A 25,286-nucleotide genomic window follows, 5' to 3' on the forward strand; every position below is an offset into this window, starting at 1 on the left:
GAGGTCGAAGTCTGGCATTCTCGTCAGATGTTAGGGTTGGTCCTTGGTTGCGCGCCGGAGGGCAGGGGCCTCTCGCCAGTCGTCGAGCCCGTACTCGGGGGTTCCGGCCATCACCTTGCCGCCCGAGACCTCGCTCCAGTGCGCGTGGTTCAGCTCGTGGAGCGCGAAGCAGCTCTTGAGCGCCGCGGGGAAGCCCATCGCGTCCTGGGTCGAGTTCACCGACTCCTTAATCAGGAGCGCGGCAAACGAAGGGATCCGGGCGACCCGCTGGGCGAAGGCGAGCGTGCGGTCATCCAGCTCGTCGAGCGGGAACACCTTGCTCACCATGCCCAGCGAGTGCGCGTCGTCGGCGTCGAGAGCGTCGCCGGTGAGCAGGAGCTCCTTGGCCTTGCGCGGTCCGAACTCCCACGGGTGGGCGAAGTACTCCACCCCGCACATCCCCAGCCGGGTGCCGACAACGTCGGCGAACACCGTGTCGTCCGCCGCGACGATCAGGTCGCAGGCCCATGCCAGCATCAGGCCCGCCGAGAGCACCTTGCCGTGCACCTGGGCGATCGTGATCTTGCGCAGCTCACGCCACCGGCGGGTGTTCTCGAAGTAGTAGTGCCACTCCTGGCGGGTCCGCCACTCCGCGCCCTCGAGGGTCCCCCCGTTGAACGAGTGGGTGGAGTGCTGGTCGGGGCCCGGCGTCCACTCGGCCACCGCCTCCGGGGAGCCGAGGTCGTGTCCGGCCGAGAACGAGCGGCCGGACCCGCGCAGGATCACGACGCGGACCATGTCGTCCCGCTCGGCCCGGGCGAAGGCATCGTCGAGCTCCACCAGGAGCTGGCGGTTCTGGGCGTTGTGGGTGCCCGGCCGGTTGAGCGTGATGCGCGCGATCCGGCCCTCCTCGAGCGTCTCGTAGAGGACGGCGGACTGTCGGACGGAGGTCGTCATCGATTCCCCCTGCAGGTCGTCTGTGGCCGGCTCCGGCGGCGACGAGCGACCGGGCCGGAGTTTCTGACGACTCTGTCAAGTCGCGCGGCGCTCCGCAACCCTCCCGTGCTCAGGCCTCGTCGAAGGTGGCGAAGCCGTCGAGGAACAGGGAGACGCAGTCGCCGGCCAGGCGGTCGATGCCGGGGCCGCCGTCGGGCCGGTGCCAGTGCACGGCGAGCCACACAGAGTCCCGCAGGAAGCGGTAGAACACGCGGGCGTCGATGTCGGTCCGGAACGACCCGTCCGCGCGGCCGGCCTCGATGACGTCCATCCAGGTCTGCTGCACCTCGGCCGCGGCCGCCCGGACGCCCTCGAACCCGGGGTGGCTGCGCACGGTCTCGCCGCTGCGGAGGTAGGTCAGCTCGTTCTGGTAGACGAGCGTGGCGTGCGGGAAGAGCTCGGCCTCGGTGAGCGACGCGTGGACCAGCCGTTCGAGCCTGGCGCGGGGGCTCAGTCCCTCGCCGAGGACGCTGCGGTAGCGGGCGAGCAGGTTGTCGAGGTACCCCGTGAGGATCTCGACGACCATCGCGTCCTTGGACGGGAAGTGGTGGTAGAGGCTGCCGGAGAGCATGCCGACCCGGTCGGCGATCTGGCGGACCGTGCTCGAGGCCACGCCCTGCCGGGCGAAGAGCTCCGCGGCACCGCTCAGGATCGAGGACCGGCGGTCGGTCGTCCGGGTCACTGCGGCCTCCTCGATCCTGGCGCAAGCGCTTGCTTCATCAGCCTATAGTGGTCCGTCGGTGCGAGTCCCGGATGCGTGGGCGCCGCCACCCGGCACCCGGCCTCGACGGTCTTTCAACCAAGCGCTTGCTCGTGTACGGTCGGCCGGAGTTGCCGCTGGGGTCGAACGGGGTGGTGGGGTGGCCGACAAGCTCATGACCGAGCAGGATGTCGTCTCGAGGCTGGAGTCCGGGATGACGATCGGGATCGGCGGCTGGGGGTCGCGGCGCAAGCCGATGTCCCTGGTCCGTGCGCTCCTGCGCTCCGACATCCGGGATCTGACGGTCGTGTCGTACGGCGGGCCGGACGTGGGCCTGTTGCTGGCCGCGGGCAAGGTGAGCCACCTGGTCTACGGGTTCGTCTCCCTGGACTCGATCCCGCTGGAGCCGCACTTCCGGGCCGCCCGGGAACGGGGCGGGGTGCGGTTCACGGAGTACGACGAGGGCATGCTGCAGTGGGGCCTGCGCGCTGCGGCCCACCGGCTGCCGTTCCTGCCGACCCGGGCCGGCCTGGCCTCGGACGTGCTGCGCTCGGATCCCGCGCTGCGCCTGGTGAAGGACCCGTACGGCACCGAGGAGCTGCTCGCGATGCCCGCACTGCGGCTCGACGCGGCGCTGGTCCACCTGCACCGTGCGGACGCCTCGGGCAACGCGCGCTACCTGGGCATCGACCCGTACTTCGACGACCTGTTCTGTCAGGCCGCCGACAAGGCGTACGTGTCGGCCGAGCGCATCGTGCCGACGGAGGAGCTGGTGTCCGGCCCGCCGCAGGAGCTGCTGGTGCAGCGCTGGTTCGTCGAGGGGGTCGTGCACGCGCCGTTCGGCGCGCACTTCACCTCGTGCGAGCCCGACTACGCTCGGGACGAGCAGCTCCAGAGCGAGTACGCGCAGGCCGCGGCGAGCCCCGACACCTGGGAGGCGTTCGTCGAGCGCTACCTGGGCGGGGACGAGACGAGCTACCGGCGTGCGGCCGGTGTGGGGGTGGGATCGTGACCGCGGTGTCCGAGGCGCCGGAGCAGGTCCGGCCGGCCACTCTCGCCGAGATCTGCGCCGTCGCGTGTGCGCGGGCGTGGGAGGGCGACGGGGAGATCCTGGCGAGCCCCATCACCCTGATCCCGACGATCGGCGCCAGGCTGGCCCGCGCCACGACCGACCCGGACCTCCTGCTCTCCGACGGGGAGGCCCGGCTGGTCGCGGGGATCTGGGCGGTGGGGGAGCCCCCGCCCGCCATCGAGGGATGGCTGCCCTTCCGCACGGTGTTCGACGTCGTGGACTCCGGCCGCCGGCACGTGATGATGGGCCCGGTGCAGCTGGACCGTTTCGGGAACGCGAACCTCTCGGCGATCGGTGACTACGACCGGCCGAAGCGTGCGCTGCTCGGGATGCGCGGCGCGCCGGGCAACACCGCGAACCACGCCACCAGCTACTGGGTCGGCCGGCACAGCCCGCGGGTGTTCGTCGAGAAGGTCGACGTGGTCTGCGGCATCGGGTACGACCGGGCAGCGGCCGCCGGGCCGACGGCGCTGCGCTACCTGGACCTGCGCCGGGTCGTCACGAACCTCGCCGTCCTGGACTTCGGCGGCCCGGACCACGCGATGCGCCTCGTCTCGACCCACCCCGGCGTGTCCGTGGCGGAGGTCGTCGAGGCGACCGGGTTCGAGCTCGCGCACGCGGAGGACGTCGTCACCACGCCCCTGCCCACCGACGCCGAGCTCGCGCTCATCCGCGAGGTCATCGACCCGAAGGGCCTGCGGGAGCGCGAGGTGAAGCCGCGATGACGCCGGTCCCGCTCCCGGTGCCGGAGCTGAGGACCCGCGTCACGGAGCTGACCGGGGTCCGGTACCCGATCGTCCAGACCGGCATGGGCTGGGTGTCCGGGCCCGAGCTCACGGCCGCCACCGCGAACGCGGGCGGCCTGGGAATCCTGGCCTCGGCCACCCTGAGCCGCGAGGAGATGGTCGCCGGGATCCGGCTGATCCGGTCCCGGACCGAGGCCCCGTTCGGGGTCAACCTCGTCGGCACCGCGACGGACGTGCGGCAGCGTGCGGAGCTGCTGGTCGCCGAGAAGGTACCGGTGGCGTCGTTCGCACTGGCGCCGAAGCAGGACGTGTTCCGGCTGCTCAAGGACGCCGGGATCGTCGTCATCCCCTCGATCGGGGCGCGCCGGCATGCGGAGAAGATGGCGGCCTGGGGCGCGGACGCGGTCCTCGTGCAGGGCGGCGAGGGCGGCGGGCACACCGGTCAGGTCCCCACCGGCCTCCTCGTCCCGCAGGTCGTGGACGCGGTCGAGATCCCGGTGATCGCCGCCGGCGGCTTCTTCGACGGGCGGGGGCTCGTCGCGGCGCTGGCCTACGGGGCCGAGGCGATCGCGATGGGTACCCGGTTCCTGTTGACCTCGGACAGCACGGTCCCGGCGAACGTCAAGCAGGCGTACCTGTCGGCGGGGCTGGACGGCACGGTCGTGACCGACCTGATCGACGGTGTGCCCCAACGGGTCCTGCGGACGCCGCTCGTGGAGGAGCTGGTGTCCGGGCGGGGCGGCGGGCCGCGCGGCGTGGTCCGGGCGGTGCGCAGCGCGGTGGCGCTCAAGCAGCACGTCGGGGAGTCCTGGCCGGGGATCGTCCGCCAGGGTCTGGCGATGCGCCGGCAGCGCGAGCTGAGCCTGCGCCAGCTCCTGATGGCCGCCAACACCCCGATGATGATCAGGACCGGCATGGTCGAGGGCCGGGTGGACCTCGGCAGCCTGGCGAGCGGACAGGTCGCGGGCCTGATCGACGAGCTGCCCAGCTGTGCTGAGCTGATCGACCGGATCGTCACCGAGGCCGAGAAGACCCTCGCCCGGCTGGGGGGCACGTCATGACCGCACCGGTTCCCCCCGAGGGCCGCGACCTGCTGCGCGACAAGGTGGTCCTGGTGACCGCCGCCGCCGGCACCGGCATCGGCTCGGCCACCGCCCTGCGCTGCCTGCAGGAGGGGGCGGAGGTCGTGATCAGCGACCGCCACGAGCGCCGGCTGGCCGAGACCGCCGCGAGCCTCGCCGAGGCCGCCGGTCGCAAGCCGCTCACCGTGCCCTGCGACGTGACGGACGAGGAGCAGGTCCGGCGCATGGTCGCGGCGACCGTCGAGGCCCACGGCAGGCTCGACGTCATGGTGAACAACGCCGGTCTCGGCGGCACCGCCAGCGTGCTCGAGATGACGGACGAGCAGTGGTCGCAGGTCCTCGACGTGACCTTGACGGGCACGTTCCGCTGCACCCGCGCCGCCCTGGCGGTGATGGCGGAGCAGCGCTGCGGGGTGATCGTGAACAACGCGTCGGTGGTCGGGTGGCGGGCCCAGCAGGGCCAGGCGCACTACGCCGCGGCGAAGGCGGGCGTGATGGCGCTGACCCGGTGCTCCGCGATGGACGTCGCGCACCTGGGGATCCGGGTGAACGCCGTGTCCCCGAGCATCGCCGCCCACGCCTTCCTCGCGAAGGTCACGACCGAGGAGCTTCTCGACGAGCTCGCGGGTCGCGAGGCGTTCGGCCGCGCCGCGGAGCCGTGGGAGGTCGCCACGGTGATCGCCTTCCTGGCCAGCGACTACTCGAGCTACCTGACCGGCGAGATCGTCTCGGTCTCGTCCCAGCATCCCTAGGAGCCACCCGATGAGCACCGCAGTTCCGACCGCCCACGGCGTCACGTCCCTGCCGGCGCGCGACGGCGTCGTCGAGGTCGTCATGGACGCGCCTCCGGTCAACGCCCTGACCGCGGCGGGGTGGTTCGCACTGGCGGACGCGCTGACCGCGGCGGGTGCGGACCCCGCCACCCGTGTGGTCGTGCTGCGCGCCGAGGGGCGCGGGTTCAACGCCGGCGTGGACATCAAGGCCATCCAGGCCTGCCCGGACAACTCCGAGATCATCGGGGTCAACCGGGGCTGCTACGCGGCCTTCGCCGCCGTCTACGACTGCCCGGTCCCGGTCATCTCGGCGGTGCAGGGCTTCTGTCTCGGCGGCGGGATCGGTCTGGTCGGCAACTCGGACGTGATCGTGGCCAGCGAGGACGCGACGTTCGGGCTCCCCGAGGTCGACCGGGGTGCGCTCGGCGCCGCCACCCACCTGTCGCGGCTGGTGCCCCAGCACCTCATGCGGGCGATGGTCTACACCGCGAAGCCCGCCACGGCGGACCAGCTCGCGGCGTTCGGCTCCGTGCACAGCATCGTCCCGCGCGAGGAGCTGCGGGATGCGGCGTTCGAGATCGCCCGGGACATCGCCGCGAAGTCGCCGGTGATCATCCGGGCGGCGAAGGAGTCCCTCAACGGCATCGACCCGTGGGACGTCAAGCGGAGCTACCGCTACGAGCAGGGGTTCACCTTCGAGCTCAACCTCTCCGGCACCGCGGACGAGGTCCGCGACACGTTCGGGCGGTGACGGCGTGGACCTGACCTGGACGCCGGAGCAGGAGGAGTTCCGGGCCCGGGCGCGCGAGTGGCTCGCGGCGAACGTGCCGGACCGGCCGCTGCCCTCGGGGGACACCCGCGAGGGCTTCGCCGCACACCTGGACTGGGAGCGGCGGCTCTTCGACGCCCGGTGGTCGGTCGTGTCCTGGCCGGAACGGTACGGCGGCCGGGACGCGTCGCTCTGGGAGTGGCTGCTGTTCGAGGAGGAGTACTACCGGGCGGGTGCTCCCCAGCGGGTCACCCAGAACGGGATCTTCCTGCTGGCCCCCACGATCTTCGAGTTCGGCACCCCGGAGCAGCAGGACGCCCTCCTGCCGCGGATGGCCGCGGCGCAGGACCTCTGGTGCCAGGGCTGGTCGGAACCCGGGGCGGGCAGCGACCTCGCCGGGCTGAGCAGCCGGGCGAACCGGGTCGACGGCGGCTGGCGGCTCTCCGGCCAGAAGACCTGGACGACCCGCGGGGCCTTCTGCACGCACCTGTTCGGGTTGTTCCGGTCGGACCCGGAGTCGGTGCGGCACAAGGGCCTCACCTACTTCCTGGTCCCGCTTGACGCGGACGGGGTCACGGTCCGCGGCTTCGGCCGGCTGGACGGCGACGAGGGGTTCGCCGAGGTCTTCCTCGACGACGTGTTCGTCCCCGACTCGGCGGTGCTCGGCGGCGTCGGCAAGGGCTGGTCGGTCGCGATGGCGACGACGGGCTCCGAGCGGGGGCTCACCCTGCGCTCGCCCGGCCGGTTCCTCGAGTCCACCCGGCGGCTGCGCGAGCTGGCCGAGGCACAGGGGGCCGGCGGCCGGCTGCGGGAGGAGGTCGTGGAGGCGTCGATGCGCGCGGACGCGTACCAGCTCTTCACCCTCTCGCAGGTCAGCGATCTCGTCGCCGGCGCGAAGGCCGGGGCGGAGTCGAGCCTGAACAAGATCTGGTGGTCGGAGCTGGACGTGCTGACCCATCGGACCGCCCTGGCCCTGAGGGGCGCGGAGGCCGCCGTCGACGAGCCGTGGAGCCGCGGGTTCCAGTTCAGCCTCGCCGGCCCGATCTACGCGGGGACCAACGAGATCCAGCGGACGATCGTGGCGGAGCGGGTCCTCGGGCTCCCGCGGGTGGGGAGGTAGCGGTGGACTTCCGTCCGACCGAGCTGCAGCGTGAGCTGGCCGCGGGTACCCGTGAGCTCCTGGACGCCCGGTGCACCGCCGACGTCGTCCGCGCGGCGTGGGACAAGCCGGGGACGGCGGCCGGGCTCTGGGCCTCGCTGGCCGAGCTGGGCCTGCCCGGCGCGCTGGTCCCCGAGGCCGCCGGCGGGCTGGGACTCTCCGTGAGCGACCTGGTCCCCGCACTCGTCGAGACCGGCCGGGCCGCGGTGCCGGCCCCGATCGTCGAGACCGCGCTCGTCGCCGTCCCGCTGCTCCTCGCCGCGGGCCGGGACGATCTCGTCGCCGCGATCGTGGCCGGTGACGCACTGGTCACCGCAGCTCCGGCCGGAGAGCCGGTGCCGTGGGTGCCGGGGGCGACTCACGTCCTGGTGCTCGGCGAGGGCGCGGTGCTCGCCGTACCCGGCATTCGGGTGCCCGCCGTGGACGGGTCCCGTCCGCTGGCACGGCTCGCCGACGACGGCGCGGAGGAGCTGACCGTGGCGGCCGGGGACGTGGCGGCGGCCCGCCTGCGCGGCGCTCTGGGCACGGCGGCCCAGCTGGTGGGCCTCGGTGAGCGCCAGCTCGCCATGACCGTCGACTACACGGCGCAGCGGCAGCAGTTCGGCGCGCCGGTCGGCAGCTTCCAGGCCGTCAAGCACCACCTGGCGGACGCGCTGCTGGGCATCCGGTTCGCCGAGCCCGCCGTCCGCGCCGCGGCCCTGGCGTGCGACGGCGACCCCGGGGCCGGGGACCTCCGCCGGGCGGTGGCGACGGCCAAGGCACTGGCCTCGGACGCGGCGGACCAGGTCTCCCGCACCGCGATCCAGTGCCACGGCGCCATGGGCTACACGGACGAGTACGACCTGCAGCTCTACGCCAAGCGGACCTGGGCGCTCGCCGCCGCCTGGGGGACCGCCGCCGACCACCGCGCCGTCTACGCGGACGCGGTCGGTCCGGCCGCCCGATGACCCGAGGAGAGGAACCCGCATGACCACCACCGACTCTGCCGCCGGCACGCAGGCGGCGCAACCGGGCGAGGTGGCCGAGCCGGTCGTCCGCTACGAGACGAACGGCGCCGTCGCCGTCGTGACCATGAACCGGCCGCAGTACAGCAACGCGCAGAACTCGGCCATGACGTACGCGCTGGACGAGGCCTTCTACCGCGCTGCCGACGATGACTCGGTCACCGCCGTGATCCTGCGCGGCGAGGGCAAGCACTTCAGCGCCGGGCACGACATCGGCACCCCCGGCCGGGACGTCGACCAGTCCTTCCCGCGCCGCGCCGGGCTCTGGTGGGACCACGTCGGCAAGTCCGGCGGCGAGAACCGCTTCGCCCGCGAGTCCGAGGTGTACCTCGGGATGTGCCGGCGCTGGCGGGAGCTCCCCAAACCGATGATCGCCCAGGTGCAGGGTGCCTGCATCGCCGGCGGGCTGATGCTCGCCTGGGTGTGCGACTTCATCGTCGCCTCCGAGGACGCGTTCTTCGCCGACCCGGTCGTGCGGATGGGGATCCCGGGCGTCGAGTACTTCGCGCACCCGTGGGTGATGGGGCCGCGCCAGGCCAAGGAGTTCCTCTACCTGGGGGAGCGGATCGACGCCGCGCGCGCCGAGCGGTGGGGCATGGTCAACCACGTGGTGCCCCGCGCCGAGCTGGCCGGCTTCACCGAGTCGCTCGCCGAGCGGATCTCGGCCATGCCCCGCTTCGGGCTGGCGCTGACCAAGAAGGCGATCAACCAGGCGGAGGACCTGATGGGCCTGTCGAGCGGGATGGACTCGGTGTTCGGGCTGCACCACTTCGCCCACGCGCACAACGCCGAGGTCGGGGTCGACTCGCTCGGCGGGCAGGACGCCCGCAGCATGCGCGACGCGCGTCGCGGCGCCGAGGGTGGGGGTTCGTGATGGGACGGGTCGCGATCGTGACCGGCGCGGGCCAGGGGCTGGGCCGCGCCCACGCCCACGCCTTCGCCGCGGAGGGCTTCGACGTCGTCGTCAACGACGTCGGCGGGGCGGCCGAGGTGGTGGCCGGCGAGATCACGGCGGCGGGTGGCTCGGCGATCGCGTCGGCCGGGGACGTGGCGAGCTGGGCGTACGCCGAGCAGCTGGTGGCCACCGCTGTCGAGCGCTTCGGGGACCTGCACGTCCTGGTCAACAACGCGGGGCTCGTGCGGGACCGGATGCTCGTCGGGATGAGCGAGGTCGAGTGGGACCTCGTGATGGAGGTCGACCTCAAGGGCCACTTCTGTCCGCTGCGCCACGCCGCGGCGTACTGGCGGGCGCAGGCCAAGGAGGGCAGGCCGGTCAGCGGTCGCATCGTCAACACCAGCTCCGGTGCCGGCCTGATGGGAAGCGTCGGGCAGGGCAACTACTCGGCGGCGAAGGCCGGCGTGCTGGGCCTGACCTTCGTGGCCGCCGCGGAGCTCGGGCGCTACGGCATCACCGTCAACGCGATCGCGCCGTCGGCGCGGACCCCGATGACCGAGACCGTGTTCGCGGACATGATGGACACCGCGGGCTCGGACTTCGACGCGATGGCCCCGGACAACGTGTCGCCCCTGGTCGTCTGGCTTGGCTCTGAGGAGGCGGGCGGGGTCACCGGCCGGGTCTTCGAGGTCGAGGCCGACCGGATCGGGCTGGCGGACGGCTGGCGCTACGGGCACCGCCGCGAGATCGGCCGCCGGTTCGCGGTGGCCGAAGCGGGCAAGGCCGTGCTCGACCTGGTCGCGGAGGCTCCGGCGCCGACCCCGGTGTACGGAGCCTGACGTGGACCTGCGGTTCGACGAGGCGGACGAGGCGTTCCGCCGGGAGATCGCGGCCTGGCTGGTCGCCAACCTCACCGGCGACTTCGCCGAGCTGGTCGGTGCGGGTGGCCCGGGTCGCGAGCACGAGCACCTGGAGGCGCGCAAGGCCTGGGAGCGGCGGCTCGGCGAGGGCGGCTGGATCGGGCTGGGCTGGCCCGAGGCGGACGGCGGGCGGGCACTCTCCTGGGAGCGCCAGGTCATCTTCGGCGAGGAGTACGCGCGGGCCGGTGCGCCCGGGCGCGTGGGGCACATCGGCGAACAGCTGCTGGCCCCGACGCTCCTGATGTTCGGCACCCCCGAGCAGAAGCGCCGCTTCCTGCCCGGTGTCCTCGCCGGCACCGAGCTGTGGTGCCAGGGCTACTCCGAGCCGGGGGCCGGGTCCGACCTGGCAGCGGTGAGCACCCGGGCCGCGCTGCGGGACGGGGAGTGGCACGTCGACGGCCAGAAGGTCTGGACGTCGCTGGCCACCGAGGCGGACTGGTGCTTCGTGATCGCGCGCACCGAACCGGGTTCGGTGCGCCACCGAGGCCTGTCCTACCTGCTCGTGCCGATGGACCAGCCCGGTATCGACGTCCGACCGATCGTCCAGCTCACGGGCACCTCGGAGTTCAACGAGGTGTTCTTCGACGACGCCCGGGCGGCCGAGGCCGACGTGGTCGGCGCGCCCGGGGAGGGGTGGAAGGTCGCCATGGGCACCCTCGCCCTCGAGCGCGGGGTGTCGACCTTCGGCCAGCAGATGGGCTTCGCCCGCGAGTTCGAGCAGGTCCTGGCCACGGCCCGGGAGACCGGCGCGGTGCAGGACTCCGTGCTGGCGGACCGGCTGCTCGACGCCTGGATGGACCTGCAGGTGCTGCGGCACACGGCCGTCATGACGCTCGGTGCCCCGGCCGGAACCACACCGGGCACCGAGGCGAACATCGCGAAGCTGATGTGGGCGCCCTGGCACCAGCGGCTCGGTGAGCTCGCGGTCGATGTCCTGGGGCCGTCCGCCACCGTCGCCCCGGGGCCGGGCGACGGTGACCTGACCCCCGCCCAGCAGCTCTATCTCTTCACCCGTTCGGACACCATCTACGGCGGCTCGAACGAGGTCCAGCGCAACGTGATCGCCCAGCGGATGCTGGGCATGCCCAGGGGGCCGGCCTGATGGACGTGACGTTCAGCGACGAGCAGCAGGACCTGCGGGCGCTGATCCGGGACGTGCTCGCCAAGGACGGGAGCCCGGACGCGCTGTGGAAGCGGCTGTCCGGCGAGCTCGGCCTGACCGGGCTCACGATCGGGGAGCGCCACGGCGGCGCCGGAGCGTCCACCGTGGAGCTCGGCATCGTGCTCGACGAGCTCGGCGCCGCGCTGGGCGCGGTCCCGTTCCTGCAGAACGCGGTCGCGGGCTCGGTGCTGGACTCGTCCGGATCGGCCGAGGCGGCCGAGGTGCTGCCGGCGATCGCGGCGGGCGAGCGGGTGGCGGGCCTCGCGGCCCCGGGCGGTCCGGCTCCGGCCGCGACCGCCGCCGCGGACGGGCTGCGCCTCACCGGGACGCTCGAGCACGTCGTGGACGGCCCGCGGCTCGACCTGCTCGTCACCCCGGCGCTTCTCGACGGCGCCGAGGTCCTCACCCTGGTCCGGCTCGACGCACCCGGGGTGGACGTGACCCCACTGCCCACCCTCGACCAGACCCGGCCGCAGGCCCGGATCACGCTCGACGGCGCGACCGCGACCCGGATCGGGGACGCCGCCGCGGTCGAGTCCGCGGTGGACCTGATGCTGGCCGCGGTGGCCCGGGAGAGTGCCGGCGCCGCGCGGGCCTGCCTCGACCTCACGGTCGCCTACCTGGGCACCCGGATCCAGTTCGGCCGCCCGCTGGGCACCTTCCAGGCGCTGCAGCACAGGTGTGCGGACCTGGCGGTCCTCGTCGAGTCGGCCTCGTCCACCGCCTGGTACGCGCTGTGGGCGGCCGGGGCGGACGGTGTGGTGGACCCGGTGTCCGGGCCGCTGGCCAAGGCCTACTGCGCGGACGCCTTCCGAACCGTGGCGGGGGAGACCATCCAGCTGCACGGCGGCATCGGCTTCACCTGGGAGCATCCGGCCCACCGGTACTTCAAGCGCGCCGCGTCCACGGACCTGCTCTTCGGCGGCCGCAGCTGGGTGCGTTCCCGGGTGGCCCGGCGCGCCGGGCTCGCCTGACGCCCGGCGCGCGTCAGTCGTCGTCGAACGCCGCGTACCCGTCGAGGAAGACCGAGGCGCAGTCCGCGGCCAGCCGGTCGACCGTGTAGCTGCCGTCCGGGCGGTACCACCGGACGGCGAGCCACACCGCGTCCCGGATGAGCCGGTAGAACACCCCGGGCTCGATGTCCTTGCGGAAGGTCCCGTCGTCGCGGCCCGCGCCGATCACCGCGAGCCAGGTCCCCTGCACCTCGACCGCGGCGTCCCGCACGGCCTCGTACTGGGGGAGGTCGCGGATGTAGCTCATCTCGTTCTGGTAGATCATCGTGCTGTGCGGGTCGGCTTCGGCGATCCGCAACGAGGCGGTGATGAGGGCCTCGAGGCGTCCCCGGGCCGACAGGTCGCGCGTCATGACCTCGCGGTAGCTCCGCAGGAGCACGGCGAGATAGTCCGTGACGATCTCGTTGACGATCGCGTCCTTCGAGGGGAAGTGGTGGAAGAGGCTGCCGGAGAGCATCCCCACCTCGGCCGCGATCTGGCGGACCGTCGTGGACGCCACGCCCTGCCGCGCGAACAGGGCGGCCGAGGCCCTCAGGATCTCCGTCCGCCGGCTCTCCTGCGACGTCATGTCCGGGACCTCCGAGGCCGTTCGGGTCGAGCGCTTGGTTCGGCGGATGCTACCGCGGCGCCCCGGCGCCGGGCTCCCGCGGGAGCGTCGCGAGGTGGCGCGCGGGGAACTCACCGCCGCCCGTCACGTCGAGGTCGGCGCCGCTCACGTAGCCGGCGAGCGGCGAGGCGAGATACAGGCAGGCCGAGGCGACGTCGTCCGGATCGGCCATCCGGCCGGCCGGGATCGTGGCCGCCAGCCGTTCGAGGACGGCCTCACCGGACCCGTCCTCACCCGCATACCACTCCGCCATGTCCTCGGTGGCGACCTGCCCCACCGTGACGTGGTTGATGCGGATCGCCGGACCCCACTCCAGCGCGAGGGACCGGGTGAGCATGAGCAGGCCAGCCTTCGCCACCGAGTACGCCGAGGTGCCCGGGCTCGGGTCCTTCCCGCTGATGCTGCCTATGTTGACGACGCAGCCACCGCCGCCCTCCAGCATCAGCGGACGCGCTGCCTGGGCACAGTAGAACGCCGCGTGCAGGTTCAGCGCGACGACGCGGTCGAAGAACCGCGGCGACGCGGTGGCGGCATCGGCCGAGGGCGAGCCGCCGGCGTTGTTGACCAGGACGTCCAGCCCGCCCAGCAGGCGCGCCGCCTCCCGGACCGCGTCCGCGGCCTCGGCGGCCTCCCTCAGGTCCGCGCTGACGAAGACCGCACGGGTGCCTGCCGCCTCGGGCAGGTCCTCCGGTTCGGTCCGGCCGCAGACCGCCACCTCCGCGCCTCCCGCGAGGAAGCGGGTGGCGATCACCCGCCCGATGCCGCGGCCGCCCCCCGTCACCAGAACGCGGAGGCCCTTCAGGTCCCAGGGGACGGTGGGCTCACCCACGACACGAGCGTCCGGCACGACGACGACCTCCTTCTCACGGCAGGATCAGCATGACTTTTGACCAAGCGCTTGGTTAAGGCTGGGTCGGGAGGGTATTCACAGTAGGCGGCCGGAGCGCCGTTCCCCCGCGATCCACGAAGGAGACGACATGGCCGATGCGAAGGCCGGTTCCGGGCACCAGGTGCTCGTCCGGACGGTTGCGTACCGGGCCCGCGCCTACCTCGGCACGCGCCGGGTCGCGGAGAGCGGCGACTGCCTCCTGATCGAGGAGACGGGGCTGGAGGACCGGCTGTACTTCCCGGTCGACGACGTGGACCTCGGGTCCCTCGCCGAGTCCCGGTCCGAGACGACCTGCCGGTACAAGGGGACGGCCCGCTACTGGCGGGCCGGGGCTCCCCATGACGTCGACGGCGCGGACGTCGCCTGGGCCTATCCCGACCCGATCCCCGGGATGGAACGGCTCGCCTCGCACCTCTGCTTCTACCACGAGCGGGTCCGGGTCGTCGCCGTCGAGACGTGGGAGGACGGGAGCGAGGTCGAGACCCGCTTCCCGCTGTGGGGCGACGTCCGCGACCTGACGGCCATGATGGACCCGCAGGACGCGGGGGAGGGCGGCGCGTTCGTCTCGCCGCGCGGCCCGCGCACGGCACGGGACGTGATCGAGGGCGGCCAGCTGCTCGGCACCGCGCTCGTCGCCTCCGCCCGGCGCGACCCGGAGAAGGCCGTGACCAGCGCGACCTGCTACTTCCTGCTGCCGGCGTCGTTCGCCGAGCCCGTCGCGGTCGCGACCGCCCCCGTGCGGCTGGGCCGCTCGTTCAGCACGGTGCGCACCGACCTGAGCCAGGGCGGCCGGGTCTGCGCGACGGCGCTCGTCCAGCTCGACGGGGGCGGTCTTGGCCCCTACGCGCTCGACGCCGCCATGCCGGAGGTCGAGGGCCCGGAGGTTGCCGCGGAGTCCGACTTCGGGACGACCGGTCGCCAGTTCCGGGTGGTCGGCGACGCGTACGGGCAGGCCGGTCGCGTGGTCGGCGAACCCGAGCTCGACGTGTGGGTCCGCTATCGCGACCGCCCGGCGGACGACGCCCTCGCGGCGGCGCTCCTCGTCCAGCCCCTCACCCACTGGACGATCGCCGCGTCCATGCGCGGCCAGGACTCGGTGACCGAGGATGACGCCCACGTCGGCCTCTCCACCGGGGTGCTCACCTGCACGGTCCACTTCTCCGAGCGGTTCGATCCGCAGGCGTGGCACCTGTACTCGACCCGGGCGGTCTCCGCCCACCGCGGTCTCGCCGGCGGGCAGGGGACCGTCTTCCACCGGGACGGGACCGTGGTCGCGACGTTCTCCGTCCAGGCCATGGTGCGGGCGTTCGACCGCGATCCGGCCCCGCTGCTCGTCGAACGACCCGCCGGGGTCATGTGAGCCCGGCCGGGCAGGCCCGGGGTGTCCGCACCCCGGGCTTGCCGCGTCAGGGCTGGGGACGTGCGTCCACGCCGGCGGCGAGGGTGTCCGGGACGTCTGCTCCCGCATCCGTGTTCGGGGTCGTCAGGATGACCACGATGCCGATCACCGACACGCCCATCATCAGGAACGCGGGTGCGTAGATGTTTCCCGTCGAGACCGAGAGCTGTGCCGCCAGGTAGGGCCCGAAGCCGGCGCCGAGAGCGGAGCCCAGCCCGAACCCGAAGGCGGCCCCGGTGTAGCGCACGCGGGCGGGGAACAGCCCGGTGAACGCCGCGTAGGCGGGCACGGACGACGACGAGGCGAGCGCCGCGAGCACGGCGAAGGCGACGACGACCAGGATCCACACGCCGCCGGAGTGCTTGATCAGCATGAGGGCCGGCAGGGCGACCACGGTGAGGGTCCCCAGGAGGAGGACCATCACCGGGCGCTTGCCGATCCGGTCGATGAGCAGGCCCGCGGCGAATACGACGGGGATCCCGACGCAGTTCGCGACCGCTGCCATGGTGGCGGCCGTGCCCGGCGCGATCCCCGCCTGCTGCTGGAGGAAGACCGGCACGTAGCCGGCCACGACGTAGCCGGAGAGCAGCACGACCGCGCCGAGCAGGATCACCCTGATGAGCGCGGGGAAATGGTGCCGCACGACCTCTCGGACCGGCGTGCGGGCCAGGGCCTGCTCCTCGGCCAGCTTCTCGAACTCGGGCGAGTCGTCGAGCCGGGAGCGCAGCGCCAGGCAGAGGACGGCGAGGGGGAGCGAGAGCAACAACGGCACCCGCCAGCCCCATGAGCCCATCGACGCCGGTCCCACCAGCAGGGTCACGAGCGCGACCACGGCCGGGGCCAGGACCGTCCCGGCGGTGAAACCGAGCGGGGTGACCGAGCTCAACCGCCCGCGGTTGCCCTTCGAGCTGTGCTCGGAGACGTAGGTGGCCGCGCCCATGAGCTCTCCACCCGCCGAGAACCCCTGCAGGAGACGGACCACGACGAGCAGGACGGGGGCGAGGACACCGACCTGCTGGTAGGTCGGCAGCAACCCGATGAGCAGGGTCGCGCCCCCCATCATCGTCACCGTGACCAGGAGCGTGAACCGTCGCCCGCGCCGGTCGCCCATCCAGCCGAAGACCAGGCCACCGATCGGGCGGGCGAGGAAGCCCGCCCCGAGGGTCAGCAGCGAGGCGAGGACACCGGACGTGGGGTTGTCGGCGGGGAAGAACAGGGGGGCCGTGTAGAGGACGAGATAGGTGTAGACGAAGAAGTCGTACGCCTCCACCAGGGTCCCGAGGAACCCGGCCTGCTGTGCGCGGCGCACCTTCTTCCGGGACGGCGCACCGCTCGTCTCAGTACTCGATGCCATGTCTCACCTCTCAGCGGAGCTGGTCGTCGTAGGCGTTGGTGCCCATCCGGCTGGGGATGAACGGGGCGAGGAGGGAGACGCGGCCCCGCCCGGCCGTCTCGACCCGGCTCTGTTCACCGGCGAACACCGTGTCCCACACGTCGCGCGGGTCGGCGGTCAGGAACCAGAGGACGGTGAGCCGGCGCCCCCCTGCGCCGACCTTCCCGAGCATCTCCCGGACCTCCGCGCTCATCTCGGGATAGGGGCCCTCGGTGCGGAAGACCATCGCCGACGCGACGGGCGAGCCCGGCTCGCGCGTCACGGCGGGCAGGTGCTCCTCGAGCAGCCATCGCTCGAGCTCCCCCCGGGTCTCGGCAGTGGGCGCGTCGACCGCCTCGAGGACCAGGCCCGGTGCGGGGTCGACCAGGGTGAAGACGTCGCGGGGCACCTCGTCGTCGCGGTACACCGTGCCCGCCGCCTCCTGGAAGGAGGTGAAGACGTGGGTGCGGCCGCTGTCGATCCGGCCCTCCCGGACGAGCCGGTCGTTGGCCTCGCCCGCCCACCGCTTCAGCTCGTCGAGGCGGCCGGGCGCGATCCAGTAGGTGCCGAGGTAGCAGCCCGCGGTGACCGGGTCGGCGATCGGCGAGGGATCGGGGCCGCGCAGCAGCTGCAGGTCGCGCGTCGCCACCCAGCGCCGTCCGGAGAACAGCCACGGCAGGTGCATCGCGCCGGCGAAGAAGTGGTCGTCCTCGTACCAGCGGTTGTGGCCCCGTTCGTTGCCGGGCAGAGGCTCGACCAACGTGATCAGGGCGCTCCCCACCCCGATGTCGCTCGGCCCCTTCCGCGGCGGTGGTGCGTCGGAGGTGGTCTGGGCAGCTCTGCTCATCTGTCTCTCCCGTGATCGCCCGGGAAGGCCGGGCACCTGGATCGGGCCCGGTCAGCCGAGGCGCTCGAGGATGGTCACGTTCGCCTGGCCGCCGCCCTCGCACATCACCTGCAGGCCGAACCGTCCGCCGGTCCGCTCGAGCTCGTGGAGCATCGTCGTCATGAGCCGGGCCCCGGTGGCGCCCAGCGGGTGCCCGAGGGCGATCGCCCCACCGTTGACGTTGAGCCGCTCCGGGTCCGCCTTCGTCTCCTGCAGCCAGGCCATCGGGATCGACGCGAACGCCTCGTTGACCTCGAAGAGGTCGATGTCGTCGATCGTCATCCCGGCCCGTTCGAGGGCGTAGGCCGTCGCCGGGATCGGCGCCGTGAGCATCCACACCGGGTCGGCTCCGCGCGCGGAGAGATGGCGGACGCGGGCGCGCGGGACGAGACCGTGCGTGCGGACGGCCGCCTCCGACGCGAGCAGCAGGGCCGCCGCGCCGTCCGAGATCTGGCTGGACACCGCGGCCGTGACGATGCCGCCGTCGCGGACCGGCGCCAGCGAGCGGATCTTGTCGAGGTTCGGCTCCCGCGGGCCTTCGTCCTGCGTGACGCCGGCGACGGCCACGATCTCCCGGTCGAAGCGGCCCTCGGCACGAGCCCGCAGCGCGCGCTCGTGGGAGGTGACCGCGTAGTCCTCCATGTCCTCGCGCGAGAGGCCCCACTTCTCGGCGATCATCTCGGCCGAGCGGATCTGGTTCACCTCCTGGTCGCCGTAGCGGGCACGCCAGCCCGCGCTGCCGGAGAAGGGGTCCGGGAACCCCAGCGGCGCCGCGAGCGTCATGGCGGAGCTGATCGGGATCGCGCTCATGTTCTGCACCCCGCCCGCCACGACCAGGTCCGCGGTGCCGCTCATGACCGCCTGGGCGGCGAAGTGCACGGCCTGCTGCGACGAACCGCACTGCCGGTCGACCGTGACTCCCGGCACCTCCTCGGGCAGGCCGGCCGCGAGCCAGCACGTCCGCGCGATGTCGCCTGCCTGCGGGCCGACCGTGTCGACGCAGCCGAAGACGACGTCCTCGACGGCGGACGGGTCGATGCCCGACCGTTCGACGAGGGCGGTGAGGGCGGCCGCGCCGAGGTCCGCGGGGTGGACACCCGCGAGCCCGCCCCCGCGCCGCCCGACGGGCGAGCGAACGGCCTCCACGACGAACGCATCCATCGACATCTCCTCTGTTGTCTGTCTTTCCTGAGGCTAACCGAGAACCAAGCGCTTGGTCGACTAGAGTCGGCGGGACGGAGCAACCGATCTGGAGAAGCCATGACCGACGACCTCAGGACCCGACTGCTCGTCGCGGACCTCCTCGCCCGGATCGCCCAGGCGGCGGACCTCGACACCCTGGAGGAGTACGGGGAGCTGCTCGCCGAGGACATCGTCTGGGTGATGCCGGAGAACCCGGCCACCGGCCTTCCGGCGCAGCGGCGCGAAGGGCGTGCGGACGTGCTCGCCGGAGCTCGGGAGCGTCGCGCCTCCGGGCTGCAGGGACCCGGCTCCGGCGCCCGCCACCTCGTGTCCACCATCGTCGTGACCCCCTCGGGAGACCAGGCCCGCGCCCGGTCCTACTTCCAGTTCGTCGGGGGCGGCTCCGGTACGCCGGTCCTGCTCTCGACCGGTGTCTACGAGGACCGGTTCGTCCGGTCGGAGGGCGGTGGCTGGCTGCTGGCCGAGCGGCGGATCACCCTGAGCTGACCCGCCGCTCCGCCCCCGCTCAGCCGAGGGCCACGCTCGGTGCGGCCGCTTTCCATTCGCGGGCGAGGCGGGCGAGGAAGGGGTCCACGCCGGCCGGGTCCCCGACGAAGGCGCCCATGTGGAGCGCGACCTCGGTCACACCGAACGCGGCCAGGGTGGCCGCCTCGGCGAGCGTCGCCTCGAGCGAGGGTGAGCCGTCCGGGCCCGTCCGGAAGGGGAGGTCCGTGCGCACCCGCAGCTCCCGCGGATCGCGGCCGGCGTCGCGGAACTCCTCCCGCAGGAGGGCCACACCCTCGCGGACGTTGTCCCCCGACTCACGCATGATCGGGATCCAGCCCTGCCCCAGCGTCCGGATGCGCCTGAGGTTGCGGGGCGTGAGCGGGCCCGAGAACAGGATCGCCGGCCCGCCCTCCTGCACGGGGGCGGGATCACAGCGGATCTCGGACAGCTGCACCGTGGGGGAGTCGAAGTCGGTCCGCTCCGCGCGCCAGAGCGCCTGCGCCGCGCCGATCGTGTCGTCGAGGATCCCCGCGCGGCGCTCGAAGTCCAGACCCGAGGCCTCGTACTCCTCGCGCTGCCACCCGGTCCCCACCCCGAGCTCGAGCCTCCCGGCCGAGATCCGGTCCAGGGTCGCGGCGGTCTTCGCCAGCAGGGGCGCGGACCGGAGGCCGGCGATGAGGATGCCGGTCGAGAGCCGGACGGAGCCGGTCACCGCGGCGACCGCGGACAGGAGCGTGAGGGGTTCCGGCCAGGGGCTGCCCTCGGGGAACCGGAACGTGCCCCAGCGGTACCGGTCGGTCCGCAGGCCCATCACCACGTGGTCGACCACCACGACGGTGTCGACCCCCGCGTCCTCGGCCCGCCGGGCGGCCTCCACGATCTGCCGGACGTCGTCCCCGAAGACCTGCCCGCCCACCGGGAGGGTGAGCGCCAGCCGGACCCGGCCGTCTCGATCGTCGCTGACCTGCGCCGTCATCGGCGTCTCCTTCGTAGTCGGACAAACACGGCTCGGCGTCAGACCCCGTAGCCGCCGTCGACATCGAGCTTCTGGCCCGAGATGAACCCGGCCTCGTCCGACATCAGGAAGGCGACCGCGTGGGCGATGTCGGTCGCGGAGCCGAAGCGGCGCAACGGGATGTTGCGCATGGTGATGGCCAACGCCGCCTCGTCCAGGTCCCCGGACGCGGTGAGCCGGGCGGCCATCCCGTCGGTCAGCATCCCGGGGCCGACGCAGTTGAACCGAACGCCGAAGCGTCCCTCCTCGGCCGCGAAGGCACGGACCAGCGACTCCACGGCCCCCTTGGTCCCCGCGGACAACCCGTCGCGCACCGGGTACCGGCGCGTTGCCGCCGTCGTGACGGCCACGACCGAGCCGTGCGTCTCCCGGAGCCCCAGCAGCGCGGCGTGCACCACGTTGTAGAAGGCCGCCGCCTCCTGGTCGAGGTGCTCCGCGTACTGCGCGGGCGGGACCGTCGACAGGTGCCGCATCGGGATGTGCGGGCCCGCGGCGTGGACGACCCCGCGGACGCCCCCGAACCGGTCCTTCGTCGCCGCGACGAACGCGGCGACGGCGTCGGCGTCCGTCAGCGTGACCTGGCCGGCCGAGGCCCGCACCCCGAGCGCGGTGAGCTTCGCGACCAGGTCGTTCGCCCGCGCCTCGGCGGAGTTGTAGGTGAGCGCGATGTCGTTGCCGCGGGCCGCCAGCACGGTGCAGATGGCCTCGCCGATCCCGCCCGTGCCCCCGGTCACCACGATCGCCCCGGACCTCGTCGAGTCGTCCACGTCGGTCATTTCTCCATCCACCTGCTGAGGGTCTCGACGACACAGGCGGGCCGCGACCCGCCCTCGATCTCCGCGGTCACGGTGATCCGGGTCTGCACGCCGCCGGGCACGTCCGTGCAGGCGTCGACCCGTCCACACCCGCGGATCCGCGTGCCCGCGGGGAGGGGGGCGGGGAACCGGACCCGGTCCGCGCCGTAGTTGATCCCCATCTCCACGCCCTCCACGGCGAAGAGCTGGGGGAGGATCTGGTTGCACAGCGCCAGGGTCAGGTAGCCGTGCGCGATCGTGCCGCCGAACGGGGAGTCCCTGGCGCGCTCGGGATCCACGTGGATCCACTGGTGGTCCCCGGTGACGTCGGCGAAGGCGTCGATCATCGGCTGGTCGACGAGGATCCAGGGGGTCGGGCCCAGCTCGGCGCCCTCGGCCGCCCGGATCTCGTCGAGCCCGCGGACGGTCAGCGGCCCCGCGACGTCCGTCGGTCCGGAGGTCATTCCGCCCACCCCGCGAGCAGGTCGTCCACGCCGGTGATCCGCGCGAGCATCGCGAACGTGTTGCGCAGCATCTGTTCTCCGTACTCGGCGGGGGTGCCGACGACGGCGTCCCGGGGGACGACGACGCGGAAGCCCCGCTGGGTCGCGTCCCCCGCGGCGAGGACCAGGGCGACGTTCAGCGAGACGCCGGCCAGCACGATCGTCTCGATCCCGCGGGCCCGCAGCATGGGCAGGACCTCGGTGTGCGTGGTCGGCGACAGGCCCAGGTGGCGCGGGAGCACCACGTCGGTCGGTGCGAGCAGCCGGGGCAGGACCTGCGTCGCCGGGTGCCCGGCGTGCCAGTCGCCGTTCACCGTGCGCAGCGACCGCAGCAACGGCGTCGTGCCGACATCGTCCGGGCTCAATGCCCCGACGGCGGTCGCGTGGACCACGAGGACGCCGGCGGCGCGAGCTCCGTGGAGGAGCCGCTCGAGGTCGCCGATGGCGGGTGCGGCGTCGGCGGCCAGCGCGGGCAGTGCCGCTTCCGGGCCGAGTACGCCGTTCTGGCACTCGACGACCAGGACCGCCGTCGTGGCGGGGGCCGGAGCCGGGTGCTGCCGGGTGGGCCCGGACGTCATCGCGTTCCTCTCGTCGGGTCTGGGCACGGGCTCATCGCGGACGCGGGAGCCCCAGGCTCCGCCTGGCCAGGTTGTTGCGGTAGATCTCGGAGGTCCCGCCGTACACGTCCGCGGCCGGCGCGAAGTCGCGCGCCCACGCCAGCAGCCCGTCCACGGCCGATCCCGGCGTACCGGCGCTCAGCAGGCCCCACGGCGCGGTGAGGTCGAGCAGGCGGTCGGCGTGGTGCTGCAGGGCTCCGGCCGCGACCACCTTGCCGTAGTCACCCGGGGCGGCCCAGCAGACCTCGATGTCCACGATCGCGTCCAGCAGCCGGTTGCGGACCTCGGGATCGTCGATCGGGGACGTGCCGTCCGGTCCGGCGGCGACCGCCCAGTCGACGGTCCGCTCGACGAGGCGCTCCAGGACCCGGGTGAAGGTCGCGGCCATGACCCCGTTCAGGTCGGCCAGCGGCAGGGCCGCACCCGCGCCGTGCTCGGCCGCCAGGGGCTCGGCGACGACGGCCCAGCCCGCGCCCACCTCGCCGATCCTGAAGTCGTCCGGGATCCGCACGTTGCGGTAGTAGGTGACGTTGGTCCGCACGTGGCCCATGACGTGGATGGCCCGCACCTCGATGCCCTCGCTCGACATCGGCACGAGGAACACGGTGAGGCCGGCGTGCTTCTCCTCGACCGTGCCGGTGCGGGCGAGCATGAAGAGGTAGTCCGAGGTCTCCGCCCACGTGGTGAACATCTTCGACCCGTTGATCACCCAGTCGTCCCCGTCGCGCACGGCACGGGTCCGAGCCGCGGCCATGTCCGAACCGCTGTCCGGCTCGGAGTAGCCGAGGCTGAACGTGGCCCGGCCGCTCTCGAGCCCCGGCAGGATCTCCGCGTGCAGCCGCGGGGAACCGTGCTTGCGCAGCGTGGGCACGATGAGGTTGTTGTCGTACTCGGGCACGCGGAACTCGTCGTGCAGCAGGTGCAGCAGGCGTGCCTCGACGGGGCCGAGCCCGGCGCCGCCCTGCTCCGGCGGGTTCTCGGGGCTCATCCAGCCACGCTCGGCGAACCTCTCGACGAGGTCCACGTCGGGCCGGTCGTGGTCGAGCGAGAGCTCCAGCGGGCTCGGCGACCAGTCCGCGCCGAGGAGCTCGGCGTACTCCTCGGCCAGGCGCCGCAGCTCGGGGGTCTCCTCGATCGGGGCGAAGTTCATCGGGTCTCCTCGGAGCGGGGCGACCGGCGGGCCGCCACGAGCCTGTCGAGTGCGGGTGCCATCGCCGCGCGGTGCTCGCGCAGCCCGCCCGCGGCCTGGCCCCTCGCGGCGGCGCGGCGGTGGTAGAGGCTCACGTCGGCCTCGAGGGTGAGCCCGAACCCGCCGTGCACGTGAACCGCGGCCGCGGTCCACCGGGTGGCGGCCGCCGCGGCGTGGGCCAGGGCGATCGCGGGCAGCTCGGGACGGGTGGCGGACTCGTGCGCGTGGTACCAGGCGGCGCGGCGCGTCAGGTTGCGCGCCGCCGCGATCCGCATGACGCCGTCGACGAGGGTGTGGCTGACCGCCTGGTAGCTGCCGATGATGGCGCCGAAGGCGCTGCGTTCGGTCGCGTAGCCGCGGGCCAGCTCGACGGCACCCGCCGCGAGCCCCACCAGCCCCGCGGCGGTCACGACACGGTAGTCGCCCAGCGCCGTCTCCCAGAGGCGGCGCGCGTCGTCGCCGGCCGCCAGCGGGACGACCTCGGTGTCGGCGTCGAGCGCCCACACGGCCAGCGGCAGGTTCGCCTCGGTGGCCGCGAGCGGCGGGGACTCCTCGCGCCGCAGCAGGACGAGGTCCCCGTCGACCAGGCCGAGGACGGCCCGGGCCGCGGCGCCACCGGGCACGAGCTGAGGCCAGGGCGAGCGGCCGGACAGCGGGGCGAGGCCGAGGACCAGCCCACCCGCCACCGCGCCCGCCAGGTCCGAGCCCCCACCGCCGGTCGAATGGAGGAGCCGGACGGCCACGATGTGCTCGGCGAGGGGGATCGGCGCCAGCGCCCGTCCCAGCTCCTCCGCGACGACCGCGAGCTCCGGCAGGTCGCCGCCCTGGCCGTCGATCTCCTCGGCGATGCCGATCCCGCTGATGCCCGCGTCCCCGGCGAGTTGCCAGAGGCGCTCGTCGAACCCTCCCGGCTCGGCCGCGCGCACGACCGCGCTCGTGCAGTGCCGCTCCAGGAACTGCTGGGTGACGGCCCTGAGGTCCTGCTGCTCGTCGCTCAGCGAGTAGTCGTTCCAGCGCAGCCGGGGCGCAACCCGGTCGAATGCCGAGATCGTCATGATCGTCCTCCCTCTCGCGAGAGCTGGTTGGCCCGGACCATGGCCTCCTGCACGAAGGACGCCACGTGGCGGCCGTCCGCGGTGAAGACCTCCCCGCGCCCGTGGACGCGGCCGGCACCGGCGTGCAGTCCGCGCTGCCAGACCAGGTGCCACTCGTCGGCGCGCGCCGGGGCGTGGAAGGTGACGGTGTGGGTGAGCACCGCGGTGTCGAGCTCGGCGTGGGCCATCGACACGGCGACACCGTCGTGCGGCCGCAGCGCGGCGTTCATGACGAACGGCTCCGTGTGCCAGGCCAGCGCGGCCGCGTGCCCGGCCGGATCGTCGGCCAGGTCGGGCCAGCGCGTCCACACCGCGAGCTCGGCCTCGCCGTCCGGGCCGCGCTCGGCGGGCCGGTAGCCCGGGTCGGCGAACCGTGCGGCGGCGAGGTTGCCGTCCCACCCAATGTCCGGCAGGGACTCCGGGCCGGGGACCGCCGGCATGGTCTCGGCCGCCGCGATCAGGTCCTCGTCGCCCTCGTCCGCGAGGACCAGCGAGCGGCACAGCGCGCGGTCGCCCTGGGTGACCGCGACCTCGGCGCTGCTCAAGGAGCGCCCGGAGTGGATGACCTCGACCGCGATGTCCACCGGCCGGTCGGTCCGGCCCGAGCGGGCGAAGACCGTGTGCACCTGCCGCACGGGGCGCCCGGCCAGCTCGGCAGCGGCGGCGGAGACCGTGTGCGCGACGAGCTGGCCGCCGAAGGCGACCTGCCCGCCCACCGGGTGGACGGCCGCGGTGAACCGGCCGGGCTCCTCGCGCCGCACCGCGAGCAGGTCCGCGGGGGTCGGAGGCGCCGTTGCGGTGCCTGTACTGGAGAGCGTCATCGTTCCCCTCGGAGATGGCAATTCGATCGCCTCTGATCTACCGCAGTCTGACACTTGTGTCAATGAGTTGGATCCTGCTCTGATGTCTCCAAGATCGGCCGAAACGGGTAGGCTCTGCTCGATATCTGACGAGATTGTCAA

27 protein-coding genes are annotated in these 25,286 nt (G+C 73.3%); 13 read left to right on the forward strand and 14 right to left on the reverse strand.

Annotated features, from left to right (window positions below; genetic code table 11):
- Positions 1-30 precede the first annotated feature (30 nt).
- Together ABD324_RS12135 and ABD324_RS12140 are read right to left on the reverse strand one after the other, a co-directional pair.
- Positions 31-936: an enoyl-CoA hydratase gene (locus ABD324_RS12135; protein ID WP_344415625.1), complete on the reverse strand. Its 906-nt coding sequence runs from the start codon at positions 934-936 to the stop codon at positions 31-33.
- A gap of 109 nt (positions 937-1,045) precedes the next feature.
- Complete coding sequence (locus tag ABD324_RS12140) at positions 1,046-1,657, reverse strand: TetR/AcrR family transcriptional regulator (protein ID WP_344415627.1); 612 nt, start codon at positions 1,655-1,657, stop codon at positions 1,046-1,048.
- A 178-nt stretch (positions 1,658-1,835) separates the two neighbouring features.
- Between ABD324_RS12140 and ABD324_RS12145 the strand changes: the two genes are divergently transcribed.
- From ABD324_RS12145 to ABD324_RS12195, 11 genes are all read left to right on the forward strand, one after another.
- On the forward strand, positions 1,836-2,687 hold the full coding sequence (locus ABD324_RS12145; RefSeq protein ID WP_344415629.1) for a CoA transferase subunit A: 852 nt from the start codon (positions 1,836-1,838) through the stop codon (positions 2,685-2,687).
- On the forward strand, positions 2,684-3,472 hold the full coding sequence (locus ABD324_RS12150) for a CoA-transferase subunit beta (protein WP_344415631.1): 789 nt from the start codon (positions 2,684-2,686) through the stop codon (positions 3,470-3,472). The genes ABD324_RS12145 and ABD324_RS12150 overlap by 4 nt, the downstream gene beginning before the upstream one ends.
- Positions 3,469-4,554 (forward strand): NAD(P)H-dependent flavin oxidoreductase, encoded by a 1,086-nt coding sequence (locus ABD324_RS12155; protein WP_344415633.1) that lies wholly within the window; start codon positions 3,469-3,471, stop codon positions 4,552-4,554. Before ABD324_RS12150 ends, ABD324_RS12155 begins: the two co-directional genes overlap by 4 nt.
- Positions 4,551-5,327 (forward strand): SDR family oxidoreductase, encoded by a 777-nt coding sequence (locus ABD324_RS12160; RefSeq protein WP_344415635.1) that lies wholly within the window; start codon positions 4,551-4,553, stop codon positions 5,325-5,327. The genes ABD324_RS12155 and ABD324_RS12160 overlap by 4 nt, the downstream gene beginning before the upstream one ends.
- A 10-nt stretch (positions 5,328-5,337) precedes the next feature.
- A complete protein-coding gene (locus ABD324_RS12165) occupies positions 5,338-6,099 on the forward strand; it encodes an enoyl-CoA hydratase family protein (RefSeq protein WP_344415637.1) in 762 nt (253 codons plus the stop codon).
- Positions 6,100-6,103: 4 nt separating this feature from the next.
- On the forward strand, positions 6,104-7,237 hold the full coding sequence (locus tag ABD324_RS12170; RefSeq protein WP_344415639.1) for an acyl-CoA dehydrogenase family protein: 1,134 nt from the start codon (positions 6,104-6,106) through the stop codon (positions 7,235-7,237).
- A 2-nt stretch (positions 7,238-7,239) separates the two neighbouring features.
- On the forward strand, positions 7,240-8,223 hold the full coding sequence (locus tag ABD324_RS12175) for an acyl-CoA dehydrogenase family protein (protein WP_344415642.1): 984 nt from the start codon (positions 7,240-7,242) through the stop codon (positions 8,221-8,223).
- A 70-nt stretch (positions 8,224-8,293) separates the two neighbouring features.
- Positions 8,294-9,154 carry an enoyl-CoA hydratase gene (locus tag ABD324_RS12180; RefSeq protein WP_344416372.1) on the forward strand — a complete coding sequence of 287 codons (861 nt, stop codon included), beginning with the start codon at positions 8,294-8,296 and terminating at the stop codon, positions 9,152-9,154.
- Positions 9,154-10,014 (forward strand): SDR family oxidoreductase, encoded by an 861-nt coding sequence (locus ABD324_RS12185; RefSeq protein WP_344415644.1) that lies wholly within the window; start codon positions 9,154-9,156, stop codon positions 10,012-10,014. The genes ABD324_RS12180 and ABD324_RS12185 overlap by 1 nt, the downstream gene beginning before the upstream one ends.
- Before the next feature lies 1 nt (position 10,015).
- Positions 10,016-11,197, forward strand: a complete 1,182-nt coding sequence (locus ABD324_RS12190) for an acyl-CoA dehydrogenase family protein (protein WP_344415646.1) — start codon at positions 10,016-10,018, stop codon at positions 11,195-11,197.
- On the forward strand, positions 11,197-12,231 hold the full coding sequence (locus tag ABD324_RS12195) for an acyl-CoA dehydrogenase family protein (protein ID WP_344415648.1): 1,035 nt from the start codon (positions 11,197-11,199) through the stop codon (positions 12,229-12,231). Before ABD324_RS12190 ends, ABD324_RS12195 begins: the two co-directional genes overlap by 1 nt.
- A gap of 13 nt (positions 12,232-12,244) precedes the next feature.
- On the opposite strand, the gene ABD324_RS12200 is transcribed toward ABD324_RS12195, so the two are convergent.
- Together ABD324_RS12200 and ABD324_RS12205 are read right to left on the reverse strand one after the other, a co-directional pair.
- Positions 12,245-12,838, reverse strand: coding sequence for a TetR/AcrR family transcriptional regulator (locus tag ABD324_RS12200; protein ID WP_344415650.1), 594 nt, complete (start codon positions 12,836-12,838; stop codon positions 12,245-12,247).
- A 49-nt stretch (positions 12,839-12,887) separates the two neighbouring features.
- Positions 12,888-13,706 carry an SDR family oxidoreductase gene (locus ABD324_RS12205; RefSeq protein WP_344415652.1) on the reverse strand — a complete coding sequence of 273 codons (819 nt, stop codon included), beginning with the start codon at positions 13,704-13,706 and terminating at the stop codon, positions 12,888-12,890.
- A gap of 148 nt (positions 13,707-13,854) precedes the next feature.
- Here ABD324_RS12205 and ABD324_RS12210 point away from each other — a divergent pair, with 148 nt between their 5' ends.
- Positions 13,855-15,126 (forward strand): DUF427 domain-containing protein, encoded by a 1,272-nt coding sequence (locus tag ABD324_RS12210; RefSeq protein ID WP_344415654.1) that lies wholly within the window; start codon positions 13,855-13,857, stop codon positions 15,124-15,126.
- Positions 15,127-15,172: 46 nt separating this feature from the next.
- Here ABD324_RS12210 and ABD324_RS12215 read toward each other — a convergent pair whose 3' ends face one another.
- Genes ABD324_RS12215 through ABD324_RS12225 form a run of 3 tightly spaced genes read right to left on the reverse strand, consistent with a single transcriptional unit; the run spans position 15,173 to position 18,584 of the window.
- On the reverse strand, positions 15,173-16,519 hold the full coding sequence (locus ABD324_RS12215; RefSeq protein WP_344415656.1) for an MFS transporter: 1,347 nt from the start codon (positions 16,517-16,519) through the stop codon (positions 15,173-15,175).
- 10 nt (positions 16,520-16,529) lie between these two features.
- On the reverse strand, positions 16,530-17,384 hold the full coding sequence (locus ABD324_RS12220) for a hypothetical protein (protein ID WP_344415658.1): 855 nt from the start codon (positions 17,382-17,384) through the stop codon (positions 16,530-16,532).
- 51 nt (positions 17,385-17,435) lie between these two features.
- Positions 17,436-18,584 (reverse strand): acetyl-CoA C-acetyltransferase, encoded by a 1,149-nt coding sequence (locus ABD324_RS12225; RefSeq protein WP_344415660.1) that lies wholly within the window; start codon positions 18,582-18,584, stop codon positions 17,436-17,438.
- A 99-nt stretch (positions 18,585-18,683) separates the two neighbouring features.
- On the opposite strand from ABD324_RS12225, the gene ABD324_RS12230 reads away from it, so the two are divergent.
- Positions 18,684-19,112, forward strand: a complete 429-nt coding sequence (locus tag ABD324_RS12230; RefSeq protein WP_344415662.1) for a nuclear transport factor 2 family protein — start codon at positions 18,684-18,686, stop codon at positions 19,110-19,112.
- A 19-nt stretch (positions 19,113-19,131) separates the two neighbouring features.
- Here ABD324_RS12230 and ABD324_RS12235 read toward each other — a convergent pair whose 3' ends face one another.
- From ABD324_RS12235 to ABD324_RS12265, 7 genes are read right to left on the reverse strand one after another with little or no spacing between them, the layout of a single operon-like run.
- Positions 19,132-20,088 (reverse strand): TIGR03619 family F420-dependent LLM class oxidoreductase, encoded by a 957-nt coding sequence (locus tag ABD324_RS12235; RefSeq protein WP_344415664.1) that lies wholly within the window; start codon positions 20,086-20,088, stop codon positions 19,132-19,134.
- A gap of 38 nt (positions 20,089-20,126) precedes the next feature.
- A complete protein-coding gene (locus tag ABD324_RS12240; RefSeq protein WP_344415666.1) occupies positions 20,127-20,903 on the reverse strand; it encodes an SDR family NAD(P)-dependent oxidoreductase in 777 nt (258 codons plus the stop codon).
- The gene (locus ABD324_RS12245; protein ID WP_344415668.1) at positions 20,900-21,385 is read right to left on the reverse strand and encodes a MaoC family dehydratase; all 486 of its coding nucleotides are present in this window, start codon (positions 21,383-21,385) and stop codon (positions 20,900-20,902) included. The genes ABD324_RS12240 and ABD324_RS12245 overlap by 4 nt, the downstream gene beginning before the upstream one ends.
- A complete protein-coding gene (locus ABD324_RS12250) occupies positions 21,382-22,002 on the reverse strand; it encodes an isochorismatase family protein (RefSeq protein WP_344415670.1) in 621 nt (206 codons plus the stop codon). The genes ABD324_RS12245 and ABD324_RS12250 overlap by 4 nt, the downstream gene beginning before the upstream one ends.
- Before the next feature lie 31 nt (positions 22,003-22,033).
- On the reverse strand, positions 22,034-23,191 hold the full coding sequence (locus ABD324_RS12255) for an acyl-CoA dehydrogenase family protein (RefSeq protein WP_344415672.1): 1,158 nt from the start codon (positions 23,189-23,191) through the stop codon (positions 22,034-22,036).
- Positions 23,188-24,285, reverse strand: a complete 1,098-nt coding sequence (locus ABD324_RS12260) for an acyl-CoA dehydrogenase family protein (protein WP_344415674.1) — start codon at positions 24,283-24,285, stop codon at positions 23,188-23,190. The genes ABD324_RS12255 and ABD324_RS12260 overlap by 4 nt, the downstream gene beginning before the upstream one ends.
- Positions 24,282-25,145, reverse strand: a complete 864-nt coding sequence (locus ABD324_RS12265; RefSeq protein WP_344415676.1) for an acyl-CoA thioesterase — start codon at positions 25,143-25,145, stop codon at positions 24,282-24,284. Before ABD324_RS12265 ends, ABD324_RS12260 begins: the two co-directional genes overlap by 4 nt.
- Positions 25,146-25,286: the final 141 nt, after the last annotated feature.

Origin of the sequence: Pseudonocardia ailaonensis (assembly GCF_039531635.1) — a bacterium.
GTDB lineage: Bacteria > Actinomycetota > Actinomycetes > Mycobacteriales > Pseudonocardiaceae > Pseudonocardia > Pseudonocardia ailaonensis.

Excerpts from the sequence above, each read along its gene's own strand:
- ABD324_RS12135 (WP_344415625.1), bottom strand. The coding sequence starts at position 936 with ATGACGACCTCCGTCCGACAGTCCGCCGTCCTCTACGAGACGCTCGAG.
- ABD324_RS12155 (WP_344415633.1), top strand. The coding sequence starts at position 3,469 with ATGACGCCGGTCCCGCTCCCGGTGCCGGAGCTGAGGACCCGCGTCACG.
- ABD324_RS12160 (WP_344415635.1), top strand. The coding sequence starts at position 4,551 with ATGACCGCACCGGTTCCCCCCGAGGGCCGCGACCTGCTGCGCGACAAG.
- ABD324_RS12165 (WP_344415637.1), top strand. The coding sequence starts at position 5,338 with ATGAGCACCGCAGTTCCGACCGCCCACGGCGTCACGTCCCTGCCGGCG.
- ABD324_RS12185 (WP_344415644.1), top strand. The coding sequence starts at position 9,154 with ATGGGACGGGTCGCGATCGTGACCGGCGCGGGCCAGGGGCTGGGCCGC.
- ABD324_RS12195 (WP_344415648.1), top strand. The coding sequence starts at position 11,197 with ATGGACGTGACGTTCAGCGACGAGCAGCAGGACCTGCGGGCGCTGATC.
- ABD324_RS12200 (WP_344415650.1), bottom strand. The coding sequence starts at position 12,838 with ATGACGTCGCAGGAGAGCCGGCGGACGGAGATCCTGAGGGCCTCGGCC.
- ABD324_RS12210 (WP_344415654.1), top strand. The coding sequence starts at position 13,855 with ATGGCCGATGCGAAGGCCGGTTCCGGGCACCAGGTGCTCGTCCGGACG.
- ABD324_RS12215 (WP_344415656.1), bottom strand. The coding sequence starts at position 16,519 with ATGGCATCGAGTACTGAGACGAGCGGTGCGCCGTCCCGGAAGAAGGTG.
- ABD324_RS12220 (WP_344415658.1), bottom strand. The coding sequence starts at position 17,384 with ATGAGCAGAGCTGCCCAGACCACCTCCGACGCACCACCGCCGCGGAAG.
- ABD324_RS12225 (WP_344415660.1), bottom strand. The coding sequence starts at position 18,584 with ATGGATGCGTTCGTCGTGGAGGCCGTTCGCTCGCCCGTCGGGCGGCGC.
- ABD324_RS12230 (WP_344415662.1), top strand. The coding sequence starts at position 18,684 with ATGACCGACGACCTCAGGACCCGACTGCTCGTCGCGGACCTCCTCGCC.
- ABD324_RS12235 (WP_344415664.1), bottom strand. The coding sequence starts at position 20,088 with ATGACGGCGCAGGTCAGCGACGATCGAGACGGCCGGGTCCGGCTGGCG.
- ABD324_RS12240 (WP_344415666.1), bottom strand. The coding sequence starts at position 20,903 with ATGACCGACGTGGACGACTCGACGAGGTCCGGGGCGATCGTGGTGACC.
- ABD324_RS12245 (WP_344415668.1), bottom strand. The coding sequence starts at position 21,385 with ATGACCTCCGGACCGACGGACGTCGCGGGGCCGCTGACCGTCCGCGGG.
- ABD324_RS12250 (WP_344415670.1), bottom strand. The coding sequence starts at position 22,002 with ATGACGTCCGGGCCCACCCGGCAGCACCCGGCTCCGGCCCCCGCCACG.
- ABD324_RS12255 (WP_344415672.1), bottom strand. The coding sequence starts at position 23,191 with ATGAACTTCGCCCCGATCGAGGAGACCCCCGAGCTGCGGCGCCTGGCC.
- ABD324_RS12260 (WP_344415674.1), bottom strand. The coding sequence starts at position 24,285 with ATGACGATCTCGGCATTCGACCGGGTTGCGCCCCGGCTGCGCTGGAAC.
- ABD324_RS12265 (WP_344415676.1), bottom strand. The coding sequence starts at position 25,145 with ATGACGCTCTCCAGTACAGGCACCGCAACGGCGCCTCCGACCCCCGCG.